Origin of the sequence: Marisediminitalea aggregata (genome assembly GCF_900129565.1) — a bacterium.
GTDB lineage: Bacteria > Pseudomonadota > Gammaproteobacteria > Enterobacterales > Alteromonadaceae > Alteromonas > Alteromonas aggregata.
Map to the genome: position 1 here is coordinate 144,962 of NZ_FQWD01000004.1, position 26,445 is coordinate 171,406.

Here is a 26,445-nt window from a genome sequence, read left to right on the forward strand (position 1 = left end):
TCAGTACATTGACTGCGCGATATTCCACTAATTTATACTGGTTTCATTAAAGCATCATGACGAAACAGGCTCAACAGAAAGTTTCGTATACCTGTATTCAACGCTTGCCCATCGGCCCAGATACACGTTTCACGCCATCTTTTATTCCTTTCCACATGAATGCTCCTCGTTGTGACCTCGCATCCAGCAAGAAACGATTAACGATCCAGCGGCATGGCAATGCAATTAGATTGCGGATTTTCCAGTAGGCTGGCACATAGGACCGGGGTAACAACAAAAGCACATTTCGGAACTGATAATAAAGCCGAATAGGTTGCCCAACCTTAAAATCAACACCGAGTACACGCTTCCTCGCGTCACCTTGCTTGTGAATCATGCGCAGATTACTATCGACAAATATCTCATAACCACATTGCCTCGCTCGCCAGCACCATTCGTGGTCAACGCCATCTATAAATAACTCGGTTTCCTTGAGGCCAACTTCATCTAAACAGTGAACAGAAAGTACCATCCCCGAGGCAATAATTTGCGTAGCGGAAAGATACCCCTCCCCCACTGCTTTAGGCTTTTGAATCGAAGCTGTTACCGGCTTGTGATCAAACTCACTGACAATACAAGGGCCGATTGCTGCGACCTTTGGATGCATTTTTCTGGCTTTGACAATACTGGCCTGAAGGCCTCTTAGAAGAGAAAGACTTAGTAGACTGTCCTGGTCAAGTAACAACGCATATTCGTGTTGTCTTTGCTGTACCTCGCGCAAACCGATATTCTGTGCTTCCGCGATGCCGGCATTTTCCGGGCAATGTGTGTAGCTTACATAATCCGGCAACCAGTTGGCGTGAGACTCAGGGGAATTGTCAATTACAATGACTGACCACCCTGCGTCATTCAACAACGCTATGTTATCCAGCAGCCGTGATTGTTCTGGGTGATAGAGGATGATAATGCTGGAGAACATCAATGTTTAATAAATTTCTCTAAGTAATGACGATCAAGTTTGTAGGCTAGCTTCACAATACTTGCAGGCATTAGTCTCAGAATCAACACCGAGGTTGCATAAAACAAGTTATACAAAGACATGCGTTTAAGTTTTCTCAGCGCTCTGAATCGCGCCCTGAATTCATTAAATGACTTTACAAAACCGCGACGCTTATAAAAATCACCGACTCGGCGAAACTTAAGTAGTTTGTCCTTGAGGTTACAAAATATATAACCATGTGATGCCAACTCAATCCAAAGTAGATAATCTTCAACAAAGCGCAGACTGTCATCATACCGATGCCCATCATTAAACACTTTGTATCGAATACATACCGTCGGATGATTTACTGCGCAACGCCTTGGCAAGAGTCGGGTAATTTGTCGATTAGTCAGTGGCATAACGCGCGAACCGACTTTTTTATCATGTTCATTAATTTCGGTTAAGCCTGTACCCAGTATCGACACGTGTGCATGCTTTTCGAGGTAGGCAATCTGTGTTGCAAACCGATCAGGCTCTGAAATATCATCTGCATCCATCCTAAAGAAATAGGCTGGTTGCAACGATAGGGACCAGTCGATAGCAAAGTTCATGCACGTGGCCAGGCCGCAGTTTTCCTTACCCTCTACAATGACTAAGCGCTCGTCCAAAGACGCGTGTTTCATTATTACCGCTAGCAACCTATCAGGGATAGGCCCATCAATAACAATGACATAGAGGAAATCAGAATAGGATTGCGACCGAATGCTGGTAATAGAGTGCTCGAGCCATTGCGGATTATCCCGACCATAAACCCCCATTGCCACTATCGATTCAACACGGTGAACCTTATAACGACTGTGCTTTATTGAGAAATTTGGGGTCAATGGATTGTCCGAGATAAATAACTGGCGAAGAGTGTAACGAAAAACACGCCTGGATTGCACTAGTTTGAGGCAATTATTTCCCCAAGAACAATCGCTTTGTATCTCGGACTACGCGAATAATCTTCCATATATTCATGATTGCAGCCGTGTAAACCACCAACAACGCCATGAAAGACCAAAACATGATGTAGTCAGGCACCTGGTAAACCTCACCCAGTATACCCACCACGCAATAACATGCGCCTAAACACAAGATAGCGACTAATGAACGCCTTGAGTTGAGGCCTGCACGCATAAAGATATTGTGCAAGTGCTTTCTGTCCGGACGAAGCACTGACTGACCCTTTTTAGCTCTTCTGAACATTATAGCCGCCATGTCCATCAGTGGCAGACCAATCAACCAAACCCCGGTGATAGGTCGTAATGATGCAGAAACGCCCTGGGTGTGATCAACTAATAGCCACACTATGGTCAAGCCAACGAACATACTGCCGGCGTCACCCATGAAAATCTTATTGCCTTTAAAACCCTTCAAACTTAGGTTGAACGCAAGAAACGGAACGATAGCGGCTATGATAACCAGCGGCTCCATAATCGCGGCACCGTTGCCAGAGATGAGCAATAAAGACACCACGCTGGCTAACACGATCAGGCTCATGCCACCGGCCAGACCGTCAATACCGTCGATCATGTTAATAGCGTTAATGACACCAACCACACAAATCAGTGTGAAGAAATAGCCACCTAACCCGAGGTACACAGAACCGAAGCCGAAAATATCCCCCAGCGATGTAATGTAGTTTTGCGCACTCCAGGCCATGATAGAGGCAACACCAAACTGGCACATCAAACGCCCTTTGGCGCTTAAATCAAACCGGTCATCCAGCATACCCAACAGTACAATAAAGGCAGATGCCGTAAAAAAGAGCGGGTTGTTTTTCATCCACACGTCAGTCATCACGCTGGCAACGAGAACCGCAACAAATATAGCGACACCACCGGTCAACGGCACGATACCGCTGTGGCGTTTACGATAAGATGGTTGGTCGACAAGCCCAAACTGATGAGCAAGTGGCGTCATCACCACGAGCAAAATGAGCGCGACAAAAAAAGCCGTGAATAACGGAATGAACTGAAGATACGTTAACATTCGATCACAGTCTCCACTGATTCCCGGTTAGTACACCCGTCACACTATCTACCTTGTAAAAAGGACAATCCATTAACTCACCAACTCCATTGAGATTACTGACGAACAAACATTGTTTCGTGGAGAGATATCTGAAAACTCGCCCTATAATAGTAAACATTAGTATAACTGACTACCCCTGTTCGAAAATTTAAGTTTGATTGGCGCTTTTTTGCACGCACATCGCTAATCTGCTTACTACTCAACCAACTCAATCAAACTTTACATGCCTTTTATTACGATTATGGTATTCTTGGCATCTCTTTAAATGGATGTATGCCAAGTACGATATGAAATTATTTATCGCCGCTGTTTGGATAACAGGTTTGAGCACATTGGCAGGGTGTGTATCCCAGCCTGCTGCCGTCAAAGCTAACTTACCATTAGTAAGTTCCAATCAGTTAGCCACACTAAAGCAGATACCATCGACATCTGATACAAAACAAGCAAAAGCCATTCCAGAGTTAAAAATCTCTCAAGGCAGAACTGTCATTGACGGAGTAGAATATACGGTTGCCTCTGGTTATTACTCTGCGCTTGGCCTTCAATGTTATCGCTTAAGTGCAGTCCAACAAGGCAGAATGAATCAAGCTGGTGTTCTGTGTAAAAAACATGATTATTGGCTTCATTTTCCGGCAATAGCATCTCAAGATACGCAGTAGGAACAGACATCATATGAAAGTACTTAAATACGTGATTGGCTTGTCTATTGTGAGTTTACTCAGTACCGGACAGGCTGTGGCACAAAGTGCAGAGCAAATCAGACAGGTACAGCAACAGCTTAATCGCCAGGGCAGCGCGGGTACTACAAATAGCGCCAGTGGGATTAATCCTATGCAACTGGGCATGTCGCCAACATTGCCAGCTAGCGCCAACAGTGCAACCAGAGCAAGCGCAGGCCAGTACAACAACGTTCCCAGATACGGGATGGTGTTACCTGGAGAGCCAACCATTGATATGGTATACCCACTCCAGGAGAAAATGGCTAATCCGCCTTTTGCGGCAAACCTGTTTATTGGCGGTTTCGAATCTGAACGTGTAAGCAGTGTGAACGAAAACTACTTGATTGCCCCGGGCGATCAAATTTCAGTCTGGATGTGGGGCGCGGTTAATTATTCCGATGTGGTTACCGTCGATAGTCAGGGGAATATCTTTATTCCCAATATTGGCCCGGTACAACTTATGAACACACCGGCTGGACAGGTGAATCAAACTGTCACACAGGCCATCAAATCTGTTTACACTAACGACGTGAACACATACGTCAACTTGCTTACTGCAACGCCAGTATCACTTTACGTATCCGGTCCTGTGTTACGTCCTGGCCAGTATGCCGGCCAAGCGACCGATAGTGTTCTGTATTTTTTAAAACGCGCTGGCGGTATTGACTTTCTTCGCGGTAGTTTCAGAAATATCGAAATCATCCGGAATGGAGAGACTATTGAAGCCATTGATTTATATGACTTTGTGACTAATGGCTCACTGCCCGCTTTCTCTTTTCAGGACAAAGACGTCATTCTCGTAAAACCTATAGGCTCAACGGTCACGGTGAGTGAAGGGGCAAGGAACAGCTTCACTTTCGAATTAAAAGGCGATGACATGCGAGGCCAATCGTTGGTCAACTATGCCAAACCCGGTGACTTTATTAGTCACGTGTCTGTTACCGGTCTGCGTGATGAGAGCCATTTTGCAAAGTACACCAAGCTGGATGAATTTAGTGACCTGAAACTCCACGCAGGTGATCATATTGAATTTAAAAATGATCATGAAATTCAAATCTACCCCATAAATATTGCAGGAAGCTTCAAGGGTGAATCCCGCTTTATGGTCGAAAAAGGGGCCCGTCTGCATCAGGTACTCAGTAATGTCGCCGTAGACCCAGCACTCTCTGACTTTAAAAACATCTACCTGTTACGCGAAAGTGTCGCTGAACAGCAACAGCAAATAATCAATCAGGCATTGGACAGACTGGAAAGATCTGTTTATACCGCGCCGGTTTCATCAACAGGCGAAGGCGCTATTCGGGTTCAGGAAGCCCAATTAATTTCTGACTTCATTGCGCGAGCCAGACAAATTAAACCGTTAGGCAAAGTCATTGTATCTGATGGCCCCAACGTGGCAGATATTCTTCTTGAAGCGAACGATACTATTGTCATCCCGGCTGTCACAGATCTGGTGCATGTGGGTGGAGAAGTATTAATGCCGCAATCTGTTGTTTTCAATCAGAATGCGACGCTTGAAGATTATGTTGCCTGGGCTGGCGGGTTCAGTGAGAGAGCGAACGACGAGCGCATTTTGGTTATTCGGGCAAACGGGATGGTCGACTTCTTTGATGTCGATGACGACACTCCTATTTCGACCGGCGATCAGGTGGTGGTCTTACCAAGAATAGACGCTAAAACGCTACAGGCGGTTAAAGATATCACCCAGGTTATTTATCAAATTGCCGTTGCAGCAAATGTTGCTCTTAACTAATGAAAGTATCGCTTAGAAAGCAATTGAACGTTTGGAAAAGTGTGTTATTCGCGCTTTTCCTTCGCGAAATGCAGTCTCAGTTTAATGATAAATTAGGATTAGCCTGGGCGTTTATTGAGCCATTTGCCTTCATTTTCGGTTTGTCATATATGCGGAGTATGATGGGAGGAGGCGATGTCCACTCCATTCCCGTATTCATTTTTATGATGATTGGAATGATTAGTATTCAATCATTTATTACTCCACTAAATTCCGTCTCTGCCGCATTTAAACGAAATCGACCTTTATACGCATTTAGGCAAGTTCAGCCAATCTCAGGTCTTATTGTTTCTTGCTTTGTAGAATTTTCAATTAAGATTGTCGTGATCATTCTAGCCTTTATTGCCTTGTTTCTTTTGAAAATCCCTACGCAATTAGATAATGCATTACTACTAATAGTAATCTACCTTGCGCTATGGGCTTTTACGTTTAGCTTGAGCTGCATTTTAGGCATCATTACCGCCTATGTTCCCGAGGTAAACAAGGTTACAGGCTTATTAACAAGGCCTCTTTTCTTCATATCGTGCACATTTTTTAGTCTTCAAGATATTCCTATGGAGTATTGGCACTATTTAACATGGAATCCGTTAGTCCACTTTATAGAATTAGCAAGGTTCGCATGTTTTAAATCCTATGGTGACAATGGAGTGTCTGTCGAATTTGCTCTTGCCAGTTCTTTTACAGCTTTCTTCTTTGCCGTGTGCCTATATCATCTAACTTGGAAAGGTATTTTATCCAGATGACTATTGAGCTAAAGAATTTAACGAAATCTTACCCAAGTAAACTTGGGCCCCAATATATTTTCCGCAACTTAAACTTTACAATTCCAACGGAAAGCAATGTGGCAATTTTGGGAAAAAATGGAGCAGGGAAATCCACACTTTTCAGAATATTGGCAAAAAGTGAGTACCCCGACTCAGGTAAAATTCTAACTAATAAGTCAATGTCCTGGCCTGTAGCTCTTGCAACCGGCGTTCACCCACAAATGACTGGCCGTGAAAATACCCGATTTGTTGGGAGAATCAATAATGTGCCAAATTTACGGAAATATGAGAAAAAAGTTCAGGAATTCGCAGAGCTCGATAAACGCTATGACCTGCCGGTCAGGACATATTCCTCGGGTATGCGCGCACGCTTGGTATTCGCCTGCTGCATCAATATTAATTTTGATATTTACCTGATAGACGAAGCGACATCGGTAGGCGATCCCAAATTCAGGAAAAAAGCCCGGGAAGCATTAGAAGTGAAAGCAAAGGAAGCCGGCTTAATCATGGTGAGCCATGAAATTGACCAAATACGAGAGTTCTGTAAGTCCGCCATTCTGTTAGACAATGGCCAGCTTACTTATTATGGCGACCTTGAAGAAGCCATAAAGATTTACATGGGATAAAGAGAATTAGCATGCTGAAAGACTACCTTAACCAAGCACAAACAATGATTAAGAAACGGCCGCTATTGCTCGTAATAGTGCCCTGGCTTCTTTACGCTGCGTACTTAACACTGATTGCTGCTCCAAAGTATGAAAGCACAAGCCAGCTTGTTGTAAAGTCTGCCGATGGTGCAAACAACTTCGACCCGTCAGCGCTGCTTATGTCAGGAGTGACAGGCGCCCCGGCATCCAATGAAAGCCAACTGGTTGTTGCATTCATACAATCGAATGACATGTTGCACTATCTCGACAAGGCTATTGATTTAAGTGGTCACTATACCTCTTCAGAGGGCGACATCATTAGTCGCCTCGCTAGTGATCACAGTAACGAAGCCTTTCTGGAATATTACCTGAACAATATCGATGTCCTGATTAACTCAGACTCCAGTGTTATCGAGCTGTCTGTACGCGCTTATAACCCGGAATATGCCCAGTTAATCAGCAAGACCATCGTTAAACGCGCAGAACAATTTATAAACGAAATCAGCAATAACCTGGCAAAATCGCGCTTAGCGTTTGCACAAAGCGAACACGACATCGTGGAAGACAAGCTTCAGCAGGCCAAGCTGGCCCTCATTAATTTCCAATCAAAATACAATGTGTTGGATCCTACCGCAGAAGGAGCAGCCTTTCAGCAAATCGCATTCTCTCTTGAAGCCACACTCGCTCAGAAGCAAGCTGAGCTGAGCACCTTGGCTGGCATTATGTCTGCCACAGCGCCGGAAATTGTGTCTTTAAAGCGCCAAATCAAAGCACTTGAGCAGCAGATCACAGAACAGAAAACCAAGATCAATGATACGCAGGGCAGCGACGCCAAACTCTCGATTAATCAGCTGATGGCACAATATTCAAACCTGCAGGTTCAGGTAGAACTTGCATTACAGGCCTATGGCTCATCATTAATGACGTTAGAAAATGCACGGGTCGATACCTATCAACAACTACAACATTTAGTTACTGTTGAGTCTCCAACGCTGCCCGATGACGCTACCTACCCTAAGGTAATTTACAACTTGGTATTGCTGGGCGTGTTGCTAAGCATGGCGTTTATTGCCATTCGCATTGTTGTGGCGACTATTCGGGAATTATAAGCAGATTCACACTCGAGGCTTCACTACTGCTGGATTTATAAGCTATCCCATCGCCTACAGGTTGTCTCAATGGACAACCTCTAGTATAAGAATGTCTACAGTGGTGTGTTCAATTCCAACAAATTGAACACACCAACTTACCAATAATAACTATACGGAACTCTGTTGTGACAACAAATACATCTAACGACACCAGCTTCTTCGGCCATCCAAATGGTCTGAGAACGTTATTTTTTACCGAAATGTGGGAGCGCATGAGCTACTACGGCATGCGTGCCCTACTCGTGCTGTTTATGACAGCGAGCTTGCAAACACAAGGTCTTGGCTTCACTGTCGCCTCAGCAGGTGCCATATACGGCCTCTACACCGGGGCTGTGTATTTTCTTGGGTTACCGGGAGGCTGGCTCGCGGATCGTCTGATTGGAGGCAAACAAGCGGTATGGTATGGCGGATTAATTATCTTCGCCGGACACATTGTGCTGGCAGTAGACCTTCAAAACCTATTCTTTGTCGGCCTTATTCTGGTAGCTTCCGGCACAGGGTTACTTAAGCCAAACATTTCAGCCATGGTTGGCCAGCAATATGACGACGATGACGGCCGTCGTGACAGTGGCTATGCGCTATACTATATGGGTATTAACATCGGTTCGTTGATCGCCTATCTGGTCACTGGTTACCTGCAGGAAAACTGGGGCTGGCACTATGCATTTGGTGCCGCTGCCATCGGTATGGGTTTAGGACTTATACAGTACTACTTTACAAACCGCTCTTTGGCTACAGAGTCAGTGGCACCCGCTAACCCCTATGTAGGTGCCGCAAGGCAGCGTGCCTGGTTATGTGTTTTAGGCGTGTTAGCAGTAGCCGTTGTGATTATCATTCTGGCCCATTTGGGCACCATCGTAATCGAGCCAGTCGCGCTTGCTGAAAAAGTCGCTATTATTTTCACCGCTATATTCTTTATTTATTTTGGCTTTATCTACTTCAAAGGTCAGTTAAACGATAATGAAAAGCAACGTATGTGGGCACTGTTTTTAGTATGTGTTGCCTCTGCATGCTTCTGGTCTGGTTTTGAACAAGCCGGATCATCCCTTAATTTATTTGCGCAGAACTATACTGATCGCGCGCTTGAAAGTGGCTCATGGTTAACGTCATGGTTTGGAATGGACGCTATCCCTACCGTATGGTTCCAGCTTTCTAACTCTCTCTTTATTATCATTCTGTCGCCATTCTTTGCCGCCCTTTGGATTAACCTTGCCAAGCGCATGATTGACCCTTCATATACCATTAAGTGTGCAATTGGTATTGTAATTATGGCGTCAGGCTTCCTGGTCATGTTTATGGCATCCCAATATGCAGCGCAAGGACTTAAAGTAGCCCCTATGTGGCTAGTAACGACTTACTTCCTGCATACCGTAGGTGAACTATGCCTTAGCCCTGTAGCACTTAGTGCGGTCAGTAAATTGTCGCCGAAGCGTTTTGCAGGTCAGATGATGGGCGTATTTGTACTCACCTACTCTATCGGTAATATTATTGCTGGTTTGCTATCTGGTAATTTTGATCCTGAGAACGTGCAAGAAATGCCAAACCTATATCTTCAAATTGCACTCTTTAGTATTGCTATTGCTATTGTAATTGGTTTGATGAGCTTCAAATCAAGATTCTGGGAAAAAGCCGGTATTCAGGAAAAAGCACAATAACGACACCTGTGTTTTAAACACTGGCTGATTGCCTTACAATAACCGCCGTGACGTCATGTTCCGGCGGTTTTTTATTAAGAGCACTTTATGCAATTCTATTTTTCGACGCGCAATATTCCTGGTTTATCTGGCCTTCCTCTGGCAGAGCGTATGCGCTTACTGGAGCGGGCAGCCAAAAAACTTACTGTTCCGGAAAAGACTGTACTGAACATACTTAAACTGCTGGTGATTGTGCCAGCGTTTACACTGCTTCTTCGCGTAGCAGCCGACTGGACGTCTTTATTGTGGGCGTTGCTAGTTTTCCTGCTGTATCCCATTATCGTGAAACCTGTACAATACTCATTAAGCGCTAAATATTTAGAATCGTTGTCACAAAAGGATAAGCAATGAAAACAATACTTGTCACCGGTGGAGCTGGGTATATCGGCAGCCACACCGTACTGCAATTGCTGGAAGCAAACTATGATGTAGTCGTTTTTGATAACTTGTGTAATGCGTCACAAGAGTCGTTGCGTCGCGTAACGGCAATAACCGGAAAGCCGGTTACCTTTGTAAAAGGAGATATCTGCGATTCTGGCGCATTAGACCAGGTATTTTCAGAGCATGATATTCACTCTGTCATCCACTTCGCGGGTTTAAAGGCCGTGGGTGAATCGGTACAGAAGCCATTGGAATATTACCAAAATAACGTTTATGGCTCGGTTAACCTTTGCAACGCCATGCGTCGCCACAATGTGAAAAACCTGGTTTTCAGCTCGTCAGCAACGGTTTACGGCGATCCTGTATCACTCCCTCTACGTGAAGACTCGGCCACAGGCCATCCGACAAATCCCTATGGTATGTCTAAGTTGATGGTCGAGAATATTCTTAAAGATCTGTACAAGTCTGATGAGGAATGGAACATCGTACTCCTTCGTTATTTCAACCCGGTGGGTGCACATCCGTCAGGTCAGATTGGCGAAGATCCGAACGGTATCCCGAACAACCTGATGCCTTATATCTCACAGGTCGCTTCAGGCAAACTGGCTCAATTAGCCGTGTTTGGTGACGATTATGACACCGTCGACGGAACCGGTGTACGTGACTACATTCACGTGGAAGACCTTGCAAATGGCCACTTAAAAGCCATCGAACGACTGTCACTGAACATGGGCCTGGACATCTATAACCTGGGCACAGGTCAGGGTTATTCAGTGCTTGAGATGATAGCTGCGTTTGAGAAAGCCTGCGGAAAAGCGATCAACTACAAAATTGCGCCGCGTCGGGAAGGCGATGTAGCCGCATGTTATGCAGATCCAACAAAAGCCGCTTCCGAGCTGAACTGGCATGCGAAGAAAACATTGGAAGATATGTGTGCCAATGCCTGGAACTGGCAGTCACAGAATCCCATGGGCTACCAGGACTAAGCTTTGTTCAAACATAAAAAAACCGCTGATATCAGCGGTTTTTTTGATTCTTTTCTGCGCCCTATTTAGGTTCAGGCTCAGCCGGCAAGTCTTCTTCCAGATTGACATCATCAAACATCGACTCAAACTCTTCAAAGTCTTCTAACTGCTCTTCGTCAGGACCTTCTTCTACACTTTTACCGTCGGTAACCCTGAATTCCAGGTTCTGGAAATAGATATTTTTAACCATCTCATAGTCATCAACCGCGTTTTCTATTTGTCCTTCCTGACCGAGCAGTTGTGCACGTCCTTCCAGAGCACTAATAGTAAATCGGGCTACGTTCATATTGCCTGTTAACACAGACAGTGGAAAATAAAGGTTATCGACCACGTCACCGGTAAAACTACGAGCGTCTGTAGGGCCTCTGGCGGGCAGCATTACGAAGGGGCCCGTGCCCACTCCCCATACACCCAGTACTTCGCCAAATTCCTCTTCCTGACGTTGCAATCCCATCGCACCTGCGACATCAAATAACCCCACCACACCGACAGTAGAGTTAATCATAAAACGGGTGAAACTATCGAAAGACGGACCCACTTTGCCTTGTAACAGGTTGTTCACCATGTTGCCCGGCTCAGACAGGTTTTCAACTGCATTGGACAATCCGGTTCTGGCAAAGCCAGGCATAACCGTCACGTAGACGGTTGCAGCAGGTTTGAGTAAGAAGCGATCCAATACTTCCCAGTTTAAATCCCACATAACCCGGTTTATCGGTTCTAAGGGATCCCTGGGGTCACTTTGTGTTGTATTCGTTGTGTTTGTTGTGCTTGCCGTCTGTTCTGTTGAAGGCTTTGTTGCGCAGCCACCTACTAATGCAGCGCAAACAATAAGAGCAGACAGCTTACTGTTAATCGATATCACATGATTTCCTTGTTGATCACTATCGTTGCGTCCAGAATATTGCCCTGAACAACTTCACTATTCATCACGCCTTCTAAGTCACCGGTAACGGCTGGCGCCTCCTGATCAGCCGACACCCTGGCCATTAATTTGACTTCAGACAACTGCGCCAGAGAATAATTCGGTGTCATGGCATTTTCTTGCGTCAGCGTGACTGTTGCAGGTAACGTTGACAATGGCATTCTGAGCACAGCAGCAGGCATGCGATTGTCACTGTTTGCGTCCTGCGCAAACACGAATAAAAACCCGTTTTCAGGTAGCTTAGCTGCCAGTTCATCGCTGATACTAATTTCAATATTAAACCCTGTTAGTTGTTGTGCTTCACTCGCTGATTCGGGTGTCTCGCCCCGAAGCTGCGTCAACCGTGATTGCAGTTGCACCATTAACGGGTTATCTGCTGGTAGCAGGCCATCTAACTTATTCAAATTCGACGCCAGCACAGCCTCGTCGCCTAATCTGCCGGCGACCACAGCTAACATGAGGACCAAATTGCTGTTATCCGGCTCATCCTGCAATAGCGACGACAATAACTGTCGGGCACTTTGTAATCGCCCTTTGTCATCACTGGCCATCAAAGCTCTGGCATAATTGGTTCTTACGTTACTATCACCCGGCGCATAATGAATGGCTTTTTCATAGGCTGCGAATGCCTGGTCCTGCTGGTCCAGCGCCATCCAAATGCGTCCTAAATACATCCAGCCCTGTCCGTCTTCTGGTTCCATTTGCAACCGCTTTCGGATGGCTAACGTCAACTGCTGAAAGTCCTTCGGTGTAAAGTTCTCACCGTTTCCCTGAGCCACTTTAGTACTCAGACCGGGTAAAGCATCGATTGCTTCCTGCGTTGCCTGCAATCGTTCCAGGTTGTTAGCCTGACTATAAGCCCAACCCCCTACTCCCAACGCAACCAATGCACCTAATAGTAATACCAAACCACCAGAGGTAACCGACCTGTTTTCTTCCTGCGCTTCATCAACCAATGCCACTTTTATCTCGTCACTGGCCTGTCGCATGTCCTGTTCGGTTAGCAAGCCTTCGGACACTTCGCGTTCTAATTCGGCTAATCGTTGCTTCACAACAGAGACATTGGCCGATGACACATTTTCCTGCTCTGCGCCGCGACGAAACCATGGCAGTGCAATCACTATTAACAATACAGCGACTAACGCCGCAACAGACAATCCAAACTCTAACCAGGACACTACTTATCTTGCTCCAACATTGCTTCTGCTTTTGCCAGTTTTGCCGCCATATCTTCTGGGGGCGTGGTACGTCTGCGAAGAAATACGACTAATAAGGCGACAATCGAAAACAGAATAGGCGCCAGCCACAACCACATGGTCACAGGCGTTACCGGTGGCTTGTAGTGAATAAAATCACCGTATCGCGACTTCATATAATCTATGATCTCTGCTTCGTTCTTGCCCTGTTTGATCAGGGTATATACCTTACGGCGCATATCGTGAGAAATCATCGCATCCGAGTCTGCAATATTCTGGTTTTGGCACATCGGACAACGCAGCTCTGCCGTCAGAGTCTGAAACAGCAAGCGTTGCTGAGGCGTATCAAATTCATAAGCCTCTTCGGTTGCTTGTGCAACTAAACTGGCAAACAGCAATGCGATAAAAAGCAGCCCTCGTTTCATTGTGGTTGCCCCGCTAGTTCTTGTTGTAATTGATGGTAAAGCGGCCCTACTTTATTTTTCCACACCCGCTCGTTAATATCGCCGATGTGATGCATGCGAATAACCCCGTTGCTGTCGATTAAAAAGTGCTCGGGTGCACCGGTTACGCCCAAATCGAGTGACGTATCACGAAATACATCAAAGATATGAAACTGATATGGATTGCCAAACTGACTTGTGATTTCAACCACTTCCTGCTGCACCCGCTCAATAGTTTTAGTACCGAAATCCGGGTCTAGGTCCTGGTCGAAATACAAGCCCACAATGTTAACCTGCTCTTGTTCTACAAGCTGAGTCAGATAAGGCAGTTCAACGGCGCAAGTCACGCACCACACACCCCACACATTCAATAGCGTCACCTTGCCTTTAAACACATCTGGCGTATAGGTTTGCGCAGGGTTCATTAAATCAGGTAAGGAAAAATCCGGTACCGGCTTTCCTTTTACCTGAGAGTCCAACGCCCGCGGGTCAGAAAACAATCCGCTGAACAAAAAGCCAACCAGGATGACAAACGCAAGTAGCGGTACGCCAAACACTATCCAACGCTTCATGCACTTTCTCCTGCTATAACACTGCCGGGTGTTACGGCTTTTTTCACTTTTGCCAGCTTGGCCATGCGATAACGTCTGTCACTGATTGAACACACGCCGCCTAAGGCCATAAATACTGCACCCGCCCAAATCCAGGTAACAAAAGGCTTTATATAAACGCGAATCGCCCAGGCGCCATCATCCAGCGGCTCGCCCATCGCGATAAACAAATCACGGAACACAGTAGAGTAAATACCCGCTTCCGTCATAGGCATGCGCTGCACGATATATAGTCGCTTCTCAGGTTCGAGGTGAACGAGTTTCTCCCCGTCCTGATACACATCAAAAATGCCCACATCTGCGGTGTAATTGGGGCCGTTACGAGATTCTACCCGCTGGAAAGCAAATTCATAACCGCCCAGCGTTACCGACTCTCCCGGCACCATGCGCACATCACGTTCAACTTCGTAGTTACTCACCAGCGTGATGCCAATGATGGTTACTGCAAAGCCAAGGTGACCAAGGATCATCCCCCAGTGACTGGGCGTCAGCTTGCGAAGTCGCTCGAACAGTGAGCCCGACGATAACGCATTTACCCGCTGCAATACTTCCTGAGTCGTCGTAACAAGAATCCATGCACTTAACACCAGCCCCAACGCCGCAAAATACGTTGGTGCATCATAGCTAAAGTTAATCAGAATACCGGCGCTTACACTCAGTCCTAACGCCAGTAATATCGTTTTTTGAATTTGTGCTACTGGCTGATGCTTCCAACGCGTTAGTGGCCCAAGTCCTAACATAAAGACAAAGGGCACAATCAACCAGGTAAACATCTGATTAAAGAACGGAGCCCCCACCGATATGGAACCCAGCCCCAGTTCTTTGTGCACCAGAGGTAACAGTGTACCCAAAAACACCACCAGAGTAGCAGCGCACAGAAATACGTTGTTACCAATTAACAGTACTTCCCGTGAAAACGGCTGATAGCGCCCGGGGCTTTTTAGCTGCTGCGCGCGCATTGCGTACAACACCAGGCTTAAGCCTGTTAACACAACTAATATGCCCAGTATGAACAGCCCGCGAGAGGGGTCACTGGCGAATGAGTGAACGGACACAATAACGCCAGAGCGAACCAAAAACGTGCCTAACAAACTCAACGAAAAAGCGGCAATTGCCAATAGTACTGTCCACGACTTAAAGGCTTTGCGCTTTTCGGTTACCGCCAAAGAGTGCATAAGTGCAGTCCCGACCAACCAAGGCATAAACGAGGCATTTTCTACCGGATCCCAGAACCACCAGCCGCCCCAACCGAGCTCGTAGTATGCCCACCAGCTACCCAGTGCAATGCCTACCGACAGAAAACTCCAGGCTGCGATAACCCAGGGGCGAGACCAACGCGCCCAGGTTGAATCCAGCTGCCCTGAAATGAGGGCAGAAACGGCAAACGCAAAAGCAACAGAGAATCCAACATACCCCATGTACAGCATGGGCGGGTGAATGATCATGCCGAAATCCTGAAGCAGCGGATTCAAATCGCGCCCATCTACCGGGAAAAACGGCAGCATACTGTCAAACGGGTTACTGGTCAGTAACATAAACAGATAAAAGCCGATGGCTACCATGCCTAGAACCGACAGCACTCGCGCTACCATCACACGCGGAATCCCTGAGCTAAAAATAGCCACAGCCACTGTCCATAGCGAAAGCATCAATACCCAGAGTAAGAACGAACCTTCATGACCGCCCCACACCGCCGTCACTTTGTAATAGACAGGCAAACGACTATTGGAATGTTGAGCAACATAATTCAGTGAGAAGTCATCGGTAACAAACGCGTAGGTGAGACAGCCAAAAGCAATCGCAGTAAATCCAAACAAACTTACTGCCAGAGGACGGGCTGTTGCCATCAATGCAACGTGCCCTTTCTGTGCTCCCCAGAGCGGATAAACCGCCAGTAAAATAGACGCGATAAGCGCAAGCACCAGCGAGATATTGCCAATTTCAGGTATCACTATTCGTAGCTCCCCTCGCTGGGTTTAACGTGTTTGATCCCTTTCATCTGTTCAGCCAGCTCCGGTGGCATGTACTCTTCGTCATGTTTGGCCAGCACTTCTTCTGCCTGAATAACGCCGGCTTCGGCTAACACGCCGGTTGCCACAATGCCCTGACCTTCACGAAACAAATCCGGTAGGATACCGGCATAAGTCACAGTCACCTGCGGCCCGGTATCAATTAATTTAAAAGTCACTTCGAGGCTCTCACTATCGCGGGAGACACTCCCCGGTACGACCATACCACCAATTCGCAAACGTTGACCGACGGTTGGCTTCACTCCGTCTTTTCCTTCGACGATTTCAGATGGCGTGTAAAACAGGTCGATATTGTCGGTTAAGGCAAACAGCATCAGTGCAACAGCCCCAACAATTAACAGTCCGGCACCGCCTACCGCGGCCAGTCTGCGTTGACGTCTTGGATTCATACTTCCTCTCCGGTCAGATTCTGTTTAGTTGCCTGCTTCGCGGTCGCGATTCGCTGTTGTCGGGCGGCTTCCTGAGCCACTTCTTTGAGTAATTTTTTGTGTGTCATCATGCTATTCAACACTATCAGGCCCATAGCCAGGAAAGTAACGCCAAAGGACGCCCACACATAAAAGGCATAGCCGCCCATGTGCCAAAAGGCCTGCCAACTATCAAACTGCATGATTGGTCTCCTTTGCGCTCTGAACCATCTCTTTCACCCAAGGGCGATGATATTCTCTACGAATTATTTCATTTTTCATGCGCATTACGGTTACCGCAGCAATAAATAAAGCGAACCCGAGTAATGCAATAAGTAGCGGCCAAAGCATTTCAGGTGCAATCGACGGTTTATCGAATTTGCTTATAGTGGCCCCCTGATGCAGGGTATTCCACCATTCTACGGAGTAGTGGATAATAGGCACATTGACGACGCCAACAAGTGCCATGACGCCTGCAGCTTTTCCTGCCTGTTGCTTGTCTTCAAAGGCGCCATAAAGTGACATTACCCCCAGATATAAAAACAGCAATATGAGCTCAGACGTCAGACGCGCGTCCCACACCCACCAGGTGCCCCACATTGGTTTGCCCCAGGCGGCGCCGGTAAACAATGCAATAAAGGTAACCACAGCACCCACAGGCGCCATCGCGATCATTGCCATAAAGGCGGTGCGCCATTGCCATACGATTCCCACAAGTGCTGCGACAGCCATTGCGACATAAGTACTCATCGACAAAATTGCACTGGGCACGTGAATGTAGATAATTCGGAACGAATCGCCCTGTTGATAGTCCTGCGGCGCGAACGCCAGTCCCCAGACCGAACCAACCAGAATACACAGCACTGCCGGCCAGAAAAAATAAGGCTGGAGTGTTGAACACAGCTGATAAGCCCGCTCAGGTTTTGCGTAGGGATGTAACCACTTCCACATTAGTTTTGACTCACTTTTAAAGCATACGCAATTGCCATGGGCGCAGCCGCCATGGCTGCTAATAGCATGGCGCCAATAATAGCAAGATGCGCACGGTAAGGTAATTGTAACGCAGCGGCATCAACCGCCGAGGTGGCAAAAATCAGCAACGGAATAAACACCGGTATCAGCAATAAAGCCAGTAACACCCCGCCCCGTTGCAAGCCAACCGTCAACCCAACCGCTATCGCCCCAACCAGGGATAACAAGGGCGTACCCAGCAGCAGCGTTAGCATCAATGCTGTGTACATCTGTACGGTTAAATTCAGAAAAAGTGCTAATAGCGGCGATAAAATCAACAGCGGCACAAAACTCACCAGCCAGTGCACCAGTACCTTCACTGCCGAAATGGCCCAGACAGACTGGCCACTAAGCAAATACTGCTCCATGGAGCCGTCCCAAAAATCGTCGCGAAACATACGATCCATGGCGAGAAGCGACGACAATATGGCCGCAATCCAAATGACGCCTGGACCAATTTTTTGCAGCGTGGCAGGCCCGGGGCCTACACCAAGCGGAAAAAGGGTTACCACCATCAACAAAAACATCAGGGGCTGCGCAAGTTCAGAGCGCTGCCGAAATGCCAGAGCTAAGTCGCGCTTAAAAATGCCGCTCCAGAGCGCCTTCATATGCGGTACTCCAGATCCAATAACGTAACCGGCCCGGCAACCTCACTTAACGCTTGATGCGAGGTCGTAATCACTGTACCACCTTGTTCAACATGAGACCTCATGTGTGTTTCGAGCAATTTGATACCGTTTACGTCGAGCGCAGTAAAAGGCTCATCCAATATCCACACGTCAGCAGACTTTAACCATAACCGGGCCAATGCCACTCTGCGCTGCTGACCGGCCGATAGCATGCGAATGGGAATATCCTCAAGCCCGACTAAACCTAATATCGTTAATACCTTGTACGCGGTATCGAGTGAAAAGCCGATGCTATGTTGGGCACACCAGTACTGCAGGTTTTCAATTGCAGACAAGGCACTGTTTAGTCCGGGTTTATGACCGATATAGGTAAGTGAAGCATGAAACTGGGGGAGACACTCCGCGATGGGCGCATCGTTAAACAGGATCTCCCCTTGGTCAGGAAGCGACAGTCCGGTAAGCAGTCGAAGTAAGCTGGTTTTACCTGCACCATTGGGGCCACGCAGATACGTCAGACTGCCTGCCGGCAAGGTAAACGACAAGTCAGCAAACAACACTCTGTCCCGTTTTACACAAGTTAGCGTATGTGCAGTTAGTCCTGCCAAGATAATTCCTGCTTCACTTCGTTAAAAAAATCGCAGCATTCTACCATATTTAGGTGTAATCGCATCTTACCTGAAAGACTGTTCGGCGAATTTCTGATCTAATTCAATCTTCTGAAGGATTGACAGCGTTAAATTGCCGGGAGGAAACATAGTTCTGATTATTTCTCATTCTGTTAGCTACCCAGTTATACTCATACAATTGCAAAAGGTGCCGATAACGATTTATGCAACTGACTCCGTCCACACAAAGCTTGTCACCTGAGTCCAGACAAGCACTGTTATCCGCCCTCAGCGAAGCCGGCATGAAGCCCGAAGCTATTGCGCGATTTGCGCAATTGATGCAAGTCGCCCAGCCTGCACAGTCAAACAGCCTTCGCACTTTTTCTACCACGCTACAAAATATCGACAAGACGTTGTTCGTGGAGGTTGCAAAGCAATTAGCAGTTAAACCACGCGACCAGTTGTTACTATTACGCTTGCCAACGACCTTGCCCGTAATAATCACACAGGGACTGCCACAATCCCTTGCGCAACTGGCACCAACCCTGACACTCCCTACTGATGTAACACTGCTTGCCAAACTAGACCAGCAGCGCATCTCACAACCTATCGACAACGCCTTAACTCAACAATTGTCGAAGCAACTCACTTCCGGCGCAACTCAACCCCTGCAGATCAAAGCGACTATCGCTGAAATTAGTCAAAATACGCTGCAACTGAGGGTGTCAGCAGGTGAGACCAGAATGCTATCACTTCCCAAAGCCACTTTGGAACAATTCCCCGGCGGTCCAGCGGCTAATGATCTGGTGGTTGGTAAATTGGTCACTGTTGAAGCCAAACCGGTGAACGGTAAGTGGGACATTCACTTACGATTCGATAGTGACTCTGTAAAACAAGGCGGACTGTCTAAGACGACCGAACAGGCGCAGCTAAACACAAGAACCACTATAAATACCCTGAAAGTAAGCAATGAAAGTACAGTATTAAACGTATTATTTCAGGCCCAACTTCATCAGCAGGGAATGAAAATTGAGCACATTAGTCAGTTACCTGAAAAGGTCGTTAGTCAGCTCACTAGCCAGTTTCAACAAGCACTAAAAACAAGCAGTGAAGCCATGCCTGTTACCCTGCAAGTTACAGGAAAACAACTCACTGCCCGCTTTTTGAAAACACAGCCGCAATTGCTCGATACATCCCCTGATAAAGCGTTGATGGCGACCTTACCCAAAGCGAGTCTGCACGCTATTCAAGCATTACAACTCTCCGCTGCTCAGCTATTAAAAGTCCCCCAAGCGCCTATCCAACTAGCGGGAAATACTGACATTTCAAAAGGACTTCCGGTTCAAAGCCCATCTGTTTCAGTCAACGCAAATGATGTTTCTACCGAGCCCAAACAAGCTGCTAGCATTGTATCTGGACAGGCGGATAAACGTGTTCAGGCAGCCGCATTAAGCAACGACAAACCACTTGCAAGCCTTCTACAAATGCAGGCCCCAGGCGTTAAGAGTGAAGTGCAGCAGCTCATCCAGACATTACTTCGTTTTAATGCAGTAAATGTGGAGCCTTCATCTGTCAACATTGGTGACTTGACACAATCACTACAGAAAATCGCTAATCAAGGCAACACAGAAAGTAAGCAAGTACTTACAAGCATCATTCAAAAATTGCTTCCAACCAGCCCAGTATCTGATACAGCAGGTACAGAAGTATCCATAGACAATGTAAAAAGTGAGATGCAGCCAGCACAGGTTAAAGCGCTTCAACAAGAGGCCATTTCGCCACAGGTGCTCAGACACTTATTTACCTCGCCAGCGTGGTTACAGTCACCCTTGGTGTTAACATCTTCTCAGCCGGGACAGGGCATGCTGGGCGGTTTAGTTCAATTATTGCAGATTGCTTTATTGGGGAAACAAATAAAGAGTCAGGACGAGGTTGAGCGATTGTTTCAACAACAAACCAAAACGTCTACGGGTCAACCTCAACCGCTCCAGTCAGCAACAGCCAGAATGGTCAGAGACCTGGCCAATGCCGATAACCAGCATAATATGCTTAAACAACTCAAAAGTTTGCTGTCCTCACATCAGCAATCCAAGCTATCCAGCGCCGAACAAACGTTACAAGGTCAGGACACGTTCTACTACTTGCTGCCCGCTTTTCAGCAACAGCAGAAACAGGCTGAGATTCTTATCAAACGAGAACCTGAACATCAGGCACAAGACAATGAAGCTAATCAGCAACAACGCTGGCAACTCACCATGAAACTGGATATTGGCGAACTCGGCGAGTTACTGACTAAAGTAAAAATCCTCCATAAACAAATAGACCTGGATATTTACACATCGAATCAGAATCTGCTTGAAAAGGTAGCGAATTCTTTGCCCTTTTTACTCAAGCGCTTCAAGATGCTTGGATTGGACGTAGAGCATCACAAAGTACAGTTAGGCAAAATTCCAGACACACTTGCCACAAAGCCGTACCAAATTTTGGAGACGATGGCATGACCAATAAAGCCAAACGTGCTGTAGGCATTAAATATAGTGAATCGGAAGGAGATAAAACCCCATCCGTTGTTGCTAAAGGCTATGGTGATTTAGCGGAAGCTATTATCGCCAGTGCGCAGCAAAATGGTGTACTCATTCATGAAGATCCCTATCTCAGTGAGTTTTTAACCACCCTCGACCTGGGCCAATCAATACCAGAATCTTTATATTATGTAATAGCTGAGCTACTCGCTTATTCCTATGCCCTGCAAGGAAAAGTACCAGAAAGCTGGAAACAATCCATGCCCGGTATCGAAGAGAAAATATAACCATCTGATCTTGGATGAGACTCAGATGTGAGTTTAACTCTGAAGGAACACTAAATCTCCCATAAAAAAGCCCATCCAAATTGATGGGCAAATCTATAAGATGGGCTTATAGGGGGAGTTCAACGCTAAGTTGAATGGGTAAATCAAATGATTACAGCGCGTCTTCCGGCTCTACGTCATCTGCTTTAATATTTTTGGTGAGCAACAACTCTGCACGAATTTTCTTTTCGATATCCGCCGCAATTTCAGGGTGCTCTTTCAGGTACTTCACCACGTTTGCTTTACCCTGACCAATGCGGTCACCATTGTAGCTGTACCAGGCACCGGCTTTATCAACCAGCTTCTGCTTAACACCCAAATCAATCAGCTCGGCTTCTTTACTGATACCTTCACCATACATGATCTGGAATTCCGCTTGCTTAAACGGCGGTGCAACTTTGTTCTTAACGACTTTAACGCGAGTTTCGTTACCCACTACCTCGTCACCGTCTTTCACGGCACCGATACGGCGAATGTCGAGACGTACAGAAGAATAGAATTTAAGCGCGTTACCACCTGTAGTCGTCTCTGGGTTACCGAACATCACACCAATTTTCATGCGAATTTGGTTGATAAAAATACACAAGGTATTTGAACGCTTGATGTTACCAGTGAGTTTACGCAGAGCCTGTGACATCAAGCGCGCTTGTAAACCAACGTGCGAGTCACCCATATCGCCTTCAATTTCGGCTTTTGGTGTTAACGCTGCCACAGAGTCCACAATGACCACGTCAACAGCACCAGAGCGCACTAACATGTCACAGATTTCCAACGCTTGCTCACCGGTATCGGGCTGAGATACCAGCAGATCGTCAATGCTTACGCCCAGCTTCTCTGCATATACCGGATCAAGCGCGTGCTCGGCATCAACGAATGCACAGGTTTTGCCTTTCTTTTGCGCTTCAGCAATAACCTGTAATGTCAGTGTTGTTTTACCTGATGATTCCGGGCCGTAAATTTCGACAACACGACCACATGGAAGACCGCCTATACCCAGTGCAATATCAATGCTCAGTGAGCCTGTTGAGATTGCCTCAATGTCCATCGCCTGGTTATCACCCAGACGCATAATTGCGCCTTTACCAAATTGCTTTTCAATTTGACCTACTGCTGCCGATAACGCTCTGGATTTATTGTCATCCACGTGAAATGCCCTCTTATTATCACCGTTGGTTTGTGTGCTACACAGCGAACGATGTTTAGTAACTGTAATGGTGCACAATATATACTGTATGATTATACAGTGCAATACTGTGTGTCGGTTTTTGTGTATTTTTTCAGATTAGACAGGGTTTGCAACTAGCCACTGGTGCAGTTCGTTAATAGCAAACACAATGGCGCTGGCACGAACGGCTTGTCGGTCGCCCTGAAACCGTTGCCGAACGGTCACGGTTTGTTCACCAAACTGGAACCCAAACCACACGGTGCCAACCGGCTTTTCATCGCTACCACCACCAGGACCTGCAATGCCACTTACTGCTATAGCACACTGTGATTTAGCATTGCGGGCAGTGCCAGTTACCATCTCTTCTACCACTTGTTCAGACACAGCGCCAAATTTGGCCAGTGTGTCGGGTTGTACGCCTATCATCGATGCCTTGGCGTCATTGGAATAAGTGACCCAGCTTTGATTGAACCAATCTGAACTGCCTGAGACGGAAGTGAGTGCGTAGGCAATGCCACCACCCGTACACGACTCTGCGCAGGATACTGACCATCCGCGGGACCGCAACTGCTCTCCCAGTTGCAATATTTGCTCAGAAAGTAACCCTAAACGCAGTTCATCATGGGAAACAGTTGAAAATGGTTGGCTCATAGGAATAATACGTCTATCAGGAATGGCACTATTATGCCGTGGACAAATTACTAATCGCAAGCTGAGGCTTTTTTGGAATCACATACCCCCATGATGCGCCAGTATCTGGCAATTAAGGCGCAACATCCGAACATTCTGCTCTTTTACCGTATGGGTGACTTCTACGAGTTGTTCTTCGACGATGCTAAACGTGCCGCAGAACTCCTGGATATATCCCTTACAGCACGAGGCAAGTCTGGTGGTGAGCCGATTCCTATGGCCGGTGTCCCCTACCACGCGGTTGAAAGTTATTTGGCCCGGTTGGTCAAAATGGGCGAGTCCGTCGCCATTTGCGAGCAAGTGGGCGATCCGGCCACCAGTAAAGGCCCGGTTGAACGTCAGGTTCAGCGTATAGTTACGCCGGGCACGGTGACCGACGAGGCACTGCTGGAAGAACGTCGCGACAACGTGCTTGCCGCCGTTTATGGCCATAAAGACAGCTTTGGCTTAGCCTGGCTGGATATCACCAGCGGTCGTTTCCTGGTTACAGAGCTACAGGGCGAAGATCAGCTAAGTGCTGAATTACAACGTTTACATCCGGCCGAGCTACTGTATCCGGAAGGCTTTGCCTGGTTTGAATTGATATCGCATATTAAAGGTATCCGTCGTCGTCCGGAGTGGGAGTTTGATCAGCAAACCGCCTCGCAGCAATTGAATGCACAATTTGGTACTCAAGATCTCAGTGGCTTCGGCGTAGGCAATATCACACTCGCGTTAGGCGCTGCAGGTTGTGTGCTGCAATACGTAAAAGACACCCAGCGCACTGCGCTGCCACACATTCGCGCCATTACGCTGGAACAGCAATCTACTCGCGTTCAACTTGATGCCGCCACGCGCCGCAACCTCGAACTCACGCGCAATCTGTCTGGTGGCGTAGAACACACCTTATTTGCGGTTTTGGATAAAACAGCGACAGCCATGGGCAGTCGTTTATTGCAGCGGTACCTGCACGCGCCCATCACAGACCGGGAAGAGCTCAGCGCTCGACAACAAGCCATTGGCGCATTGTTGGAAGGAGATTACCCTCAGCTACAGGCGCAATTAAAACAGATCGGCGATATTGAACGGATCATGGCGCGACTGGCTTTGCGTTCTGCCCGCCCTCGCGATTTTTCCAGACTCAAACTGGCCTTAAATGCATTACCGGAATTACAGGCAAGCTTGGCGCCCTACTCCGCGTCGTTGTTAGCCTCGCTGGCAACCACAATCTCCACGTACCCGGAACTGGCGACCTTGCTGGACAGGGCTATTATCGACAACCCGCCGGTTGTGATCCGAGACGGCGGTGTCATTGCGCCTGGCTACAACGCGGACCTCGATGAATTACGCGACCTGTCACAAGGTGCCACAGACTACTTGCATCAACTTGAGCAGCGTGAGCGCGAGGCTACAGGCATAGCCACGTTAAAAGTGGGCTATAACAAAGTACATGGATTCTTTATCGAGGTGTCCCGAGCGAACAGCGGCGCAGTCCCAGCGCATTACATTCGCCGCCAGACATTGAAGAACAATGAACGCTACATCACGCCGGAACTGAAAGAGCACGAAGACAAAGTACTCACCAGTCAAAGCCGGGCCCTGGCGTTGGAAAAGCAGTTATACGAGGCTCTGTTTGACCACATTACGCCTCATCTGGACAAGCTTATCGACAGCGCTCAGTCGCTGGCGAAACTCGATGTACTGGTCACGCTCGCCGAACGGGCAGAAACCCTTGAATATCACGCGCCAAAACTTGTCGATGTGCCGGGAATTACTTACCAAAATGGCCGCCACCCTGTGGTAGAAGAGGTCATGGACGGGCCATTTATACCCAACCCGCTAAATATGAATACTCAACAGCGTACCATGGTGATTACCGGTCCGAATATGGGCGGTAAATCAACCTTTATGCGGCAAACGGCGTTAATAGTGCTTATGGCGTACATTGGTAGCTATGTACCCGCCGAACAGGCAGAGATTGGCCCGGTCGACAAAATATTCACCCGTATTGGTGCGTCCGATGATTTGGCGTCTGGCCGCTCTACCTTCATGGTAGAAATGACCGAAACCGCCAATATTCTCCATAATGCCACGCCCTACTCGTTGGTGTTAATGGACGAGATTGGTCGGGGTACCAGTACCTATGACGGTTTGTCTCTGGCCTGGGCCTGTGCAGAATATCTGGCAACTCAGCTGAATGCGTTCACCCTGTTTGCCACCCATTACTTCGAACTGACTGAGCTTGCCAATCAATTGGATGGCGTCAGCAATTTACACCTCGATGCAGTAGAACACGACGATACAATTCGCTTTATGCATACGGTAGAGTCGGGTGCGGCCAGCAAAAGCTATGGGCTGCAGGTGGCGCAATTAGCCGGTGTGCCCAAAGCCGTTATCGGTGCCGCAAAGCTTCGTCTCAAACAATTAGAGCAAAGTGCAAAAGTATCAGGCTCACCTGGCAACAATGCACAGACAGAAATAACTGCCACTCAACAGTCGTTGTTTGTGCAGCCCGAACCTTCAGCTGTAGAGCTGGCACTGGCTGGTATCGATCCAGACGATCTGACACCCAAGCAGGCACTCGCGTTAATTTATGAACTAAAAAAACAGAGTAATCTTTAGTCCTTAAATCACTGCAGTGATGACGTAAATACGTAACAAACTACACGTCATCATTGCAGATTGCCCTGCCCGCCTAA

26 protein-coding genes are annotated in these 26,445 nt (G+C 47.3%); 11 read left to right on the forward strand and 15 right to left on the reverse strand.

The features are described 5' to 3' along the window. Nucleotides 1-97: 97 nt before the first annotated feature. The 3 genes from BUB81_RS12205 to wecA form a co-directional block, all read right to left on the reverse strand. Nucleotides 98-958 (reverse strand): glycosyltransferase, encoded by an 861-nt coding sequence (locus BUB81_RS12205; protein ID WP_073323136.1) that lies wholly within the window; start codon nucleotides 956-958, stop codon nucleotides 98-100. Beyond that, nucleotides 958-1,845, reverse strand: coding sequence for a glycosyltransferase (locus tag BUB81_RS12210; RefSeq protein ID WP_073323138.1), 888 nt, complete (start codon nucleotides 1,843-1,845; stop codon nucleotides 958-960). Before BUB81_RS12210 ends, BUB81_RS12205 begins: the two co-directional genes overlap by 1 nt. Before the next feature lie 73 nt (nucleotides 1,846-1,918). Then, the gene (gene wecA / locus BUB81_RS12215; protein ID WP_073323141.1) at nucleotides 1,919-2,995 is read right to left on the reverse strand and encodes a UDP-N-acetylglucosamine--undecaprenyl-phosphate N-acetylglucosaminephosphotransferase; all 1,077 of its coding nucleotides are present in this window, start codon (nucleotides 2,993-2,995) and stop codon (nucleotides 1,919-1,921) included. A gap of 329 nt (nucleotides 2,996-3,324) precedes the next feature. Here wecA and BUB81_RS12220 point away from each other — a divergent pair, with 329 nt between their 5' ends. From BUB81_RS12220 to galE, 8 genes are all read left to right on the forward strand, one after another. Next, nucleotides 3,325-3,696 carry a hypothetical protein gene (locus tag BUB81_RS12220; RefSeq protein ID WP_139241574.1) on the forward strand — a complete coding sequence of 124 codons (372 nt, stop codon included), beginning with the start codon at nucleotides 3,325-3,327 and terminating at the stop codon, nucleotides 3,694-3,696. Between the two features lie 13 nt (nucleotides 3,697-3,709). Further along, nucleotides 3,710-5,509, forward strand: a complete 1,800-nt coding sequence (locus BUB81_RS12225) for a polysaccharide biosynthesis/export family protein (protein ID WP_073323145.1) — start codon at nucleotides 3,710-3,712, stop codon at nucleotides 5,507-5,509. Next, nucleotides 5,509-6,291 (forward strand): ABC transporter permease, encoded by a 783-nt coding sequence (locus BUB81_RS12230; protein ID WP_073323147.1) that lies wholly within the window; start codon nucleotides 5,509-5,511, stop codon nucleotides 6,289-6,291. Before BUB81_RS12225 ends, BUB81_RS12230 begins: the two co-directional genes overlap by 1 nt. Continuing rightward, entirely contained in the window at nucleotides 6,288-6,938 is a 651-nt protein-coding gene (locus BUB81_RS12235; protein ID WP_073323149.1) for an ABC transporter ATP-binding protein, read from the forward strand. The genes BUB81_RS12230 and BUB81_RS12235 overlap by 4 nt, the downstream gene beginning before the upstream one ends. Nucleotides 6,939-6,949: 11 nt before the next feature. Beyond that, nucleotides 6,950-8,068: a KpsE/RkpR family capsule polysaccharide export protein gene (locus tag BUB81_RS12240; protein WP_245819194.1), complete on the forward strand. Its 1,119-nt coding sequence runs from the start codon at nucleotides 6,950-6,952 to the stop codon at nucleotides 8,066-8,068. A 167-nt stretch (nucleotides 8,069-8,235) separates the two neighbouring features. Continuing rightward, nucleotides 8,236-9,765, forward strand: coding sequence for a peptide MFS transporter (locus BUB81_RS12245; RefSeq protein ID WP_084526510.1), 1,530 nt, complete (start codon nucleotides 8,236-8,238; stop codon nucleotides 9,763-9,765). An 87-nt stretch (nucleotides 9,766-9,852) separates the two neighbouring features. After that, a complete protein-coding gene (locus BUB81_RS12250) occupies nucleotides 9,853-10,155 on the forward strand; it encodes a DUF6170 family protein (protein WP_073323153.1) in 303 nt (100 codons plus the stop codon). Next, nucleotides 10,152-11,171 (forward strand): UDP-glucose 4-epimerase GalE, encoded by a 1,020-nt coding sequence (gene galE, locus BUB81_RS12255; RefSeq protein WP_073323155.1) that lies wholly within the window; start codon nucleotides 10,152-10,154, stop codon nucleotides 11,169-11,171. The genes BUB81_RS12250 and galE overlap by 4 nt, the downstream gene beginning before the upstream one ends. 61 nt (nucleotides 11,172-11,232) lie before the next feature. Here the strand turns inward: galE and BUB81_RS12260 are convergent, their stop codons facing one another. From BUB81_RS12260 to ccmA, 10 genes are read right to left on the reverse strand one after another with little or no spacing between them, the layout of a single operon-like run. After that, the gene (locus BUB81_RS12260) at nucleotides 11,233-12,072 is read right to left on the reverse strand and encodes an MlaA family lipoprotein (protein WP_073323157.1); all 840 of its coding nucleotides are present in this window, start codon (nucleotides 12,070-12,072) and stop codon (nucleotides 11,233-11,235) included. Then, the gene (gene ccmI, locus BUB81_RS12265; RefSeq protein ID WP_073323159.1) at nucleotides 12,069-13,310 is read right to left on the reverse strand and encodes a c-type cytochrome biogenesis protein CcmI; all 1,242 of its coding nucleotides are present in this window, start codon (nucleotides 13,308-13,310) and stop codon (nucleotides 12,069-12,071) included. The genes BUB81_RS12260 and ccmI overlap by 4 nt, the downstream gene beginning before the upstream one ends. Further along, entirely contained in the window at nucleotides 13,310-13,753 is a 444-nt protein-coding gene (locus tag BUB81_RS12270; RefSeq protein WP_073323161.1) for a cytochrome c-type biogenesis protein, read from the reverse strand. The genes ccmI and BUB81_RS12270 overlap by 1 nt, the downstream gene beginning before the upstream one ends. Beyond that, a complete protein-coding gene (locus tag BUB81_RS12275) occupies nucleotides 13,750-14,343 on the reverse strand; it encodes a redoxin family protein (RefSeq protein WP_073323163.1) in 594 nt (197 codons plus the stop codon). Before BUB81_RS12275 ends, BUB81_RS12270 begins: the two co-directional genes overlap by 4 nt. Continuing rightward, nucleotides 14,340-16,334: a heme lyase CcmF/NrfE family subunit gene (locus tag BUB81_RS12280; RefSeq protein ID WP_073323165.1), complete on the reverse strand. Its 1,995-nt coding sequence runs from the start codon at nucleotides 16,332-16,334 to the stop codon at nucleotides 14,340-14,342. The genes BUB81_RS12275 and BUB81_RS12280 overlap by 4 nt, the downstream gene beginning before the upstream one ends. After that, nucleotides 16,334-16,801 carry a cytochrome c maturation protein CcmE gene (gene ccmE / locus BUB81_RS12285; protein ID WP_073323167.1) on the reverse strand — a complete coding sequence of 156 codons (468 nt, stop codon included), beginning with the start codon at nucleotides 16,799-16,801 and terminating at the stop codon, nucleotides 16,334-16,336. Before ccmE ends, BUB81_RS12280 begins: the two co-directional genes overlap by 1 nt. Then, on the reverse strand, nucleotides 16,798-17,022 hold the full coding sequence (gene ccmD, locus BUB81_RS12290) for a heme exporter protein CcmD (protein WP_073323168.1): 225 nt from the start codon (nucleotides 17,020-17,022) through the stop codon (nucleotides 16,798-16,800). Before ccmD ends, ccmE begins: the two co-directional genes overlap by 4 nt. Next, nucleotides 17,012-17,770: a heme ABC transporter permease gene (locus tag BUB81_RS12295; RefSeq protein WP_073323170.1), complete on the reverse strand. Its 759-nt coding sequence runs from the start codon at nucleotides 17,768-17,770 to the stop codon at nucleotides 17,012-17,014. The genes ccmD and BUB81_RS12295 overlap by 11 nt, the downstream gene beginning before the upstream one ends. Next, a complete protein-coding gene (gene ccmB / locus BUB81_RS12300) occupies nucleotides 17,770-18,438 on the reverse strand; it encodes a heme exporter protein CcmB (protein WP_073323172.1) in 669 nt (222 codons plus the stop codon). The genes BUB81_RS12295 and ccmB overlap by 1 nt, the downstream gene beginning before the upstream one ends. Then, complete coding sequence (gene ccmA, locus BUB81_RS12305; protein ID WP_073323174.1) at nucleotides 18,435-19,064, reverse strand: cytochrome c biogenesis heme-transporting ATPase CcmA; 630 nt, start codon at nucleotides 19,062-19,064, stop codon at nucleotides 18,435-18,437. Before ccmA ends, ccmB begins: the two co-directional genes overlap by 4 nt. Before the next feature lie 224 nt (nucleotides 19,065-19,288). Here ccmA and BUB81_RS12310 point away from each other — a divergent pair, with 224 nt between their 5' ends. Further along, complete coding sequence (locus BUB81_RS12310) at nucleotides 19,289-21,565, forward strand: flagellar hook-length control protein FliK (protein ID WP_073323176.1); 2,277 nt, start codon at nucleotides 19,289-19,291, stop codon at nucleotides 21,563-21,565. Further along, nucleotides 21,562-21,873: an EscU/YscU/HrcU family type III secretion system export apparatus switch protein gene (locus tag BUB81_RS12315; protein WP_073323178.1), complete on the forward strand. Its 312-nt coding sequence runs from the start codon at nucleotides 21,562-21,564 to the stop codon at nucleotides 21,871-21,873. Before BUB81_RS12310 ends, BUB81_RS12315 begins: the two co-directional genes overlap by 4 nt. Before the next feature lie 151 nt (nucleotides 21,874-22,024). Here the strand turns inward: BUB81_RS12315 and recA are convergent, their stop codons facing one another. Both recA and BUB81_RS12325 read right to left on the reverse strand, forming a co-directional pair. After that, complete coding sequence (recA, locus tag BUB81_RS12320; RefSeq protein ID WP_073323180.1) at nucleotides 22,025-23,056, reverse strand: recombinase RecA; 1,032 nt, start codon at nucleotides 23,054-23,056, stop codon at nucleotides 22,025-22,027. A gap of 138 nt (nucleotides 23,057-23,194) precedes the next feature. Further along, nucleotides 23,195-23,728 carry a CinA family protein gene (locus tag BUB81_RS12325; RefSeq protein ID WP_073323182.1) on the reverse strand — a complete coding sequence of 178 codons (534 nt, stop codon included), beginning with the start codon at nucleotides 23,726-23,728 and terminating at the stop codon, nucleotides 23,195-23,197. A 90-nt stretch (nucleotides 23,729-23,818) separates the two neighbouring features. On the opposite strand from BUB81_RS12325, the gene mutS reads away from it, so the two are divergent. Beyond that, nucleotides 23,819-26,368 (forward strand): DNA mismatch repair protein MutS, encoded by a 2,550-nt coding sequence (mutS, locus tag BUB81_RS12330; protein WP_073323184.1) that lies wholly within the window; start codon nucleotides 23,819-23,821, stop codon nucleotides 26,366-26,368. Nucleotides 26,369-26,445: the final 77 nt, after the last annotated feature.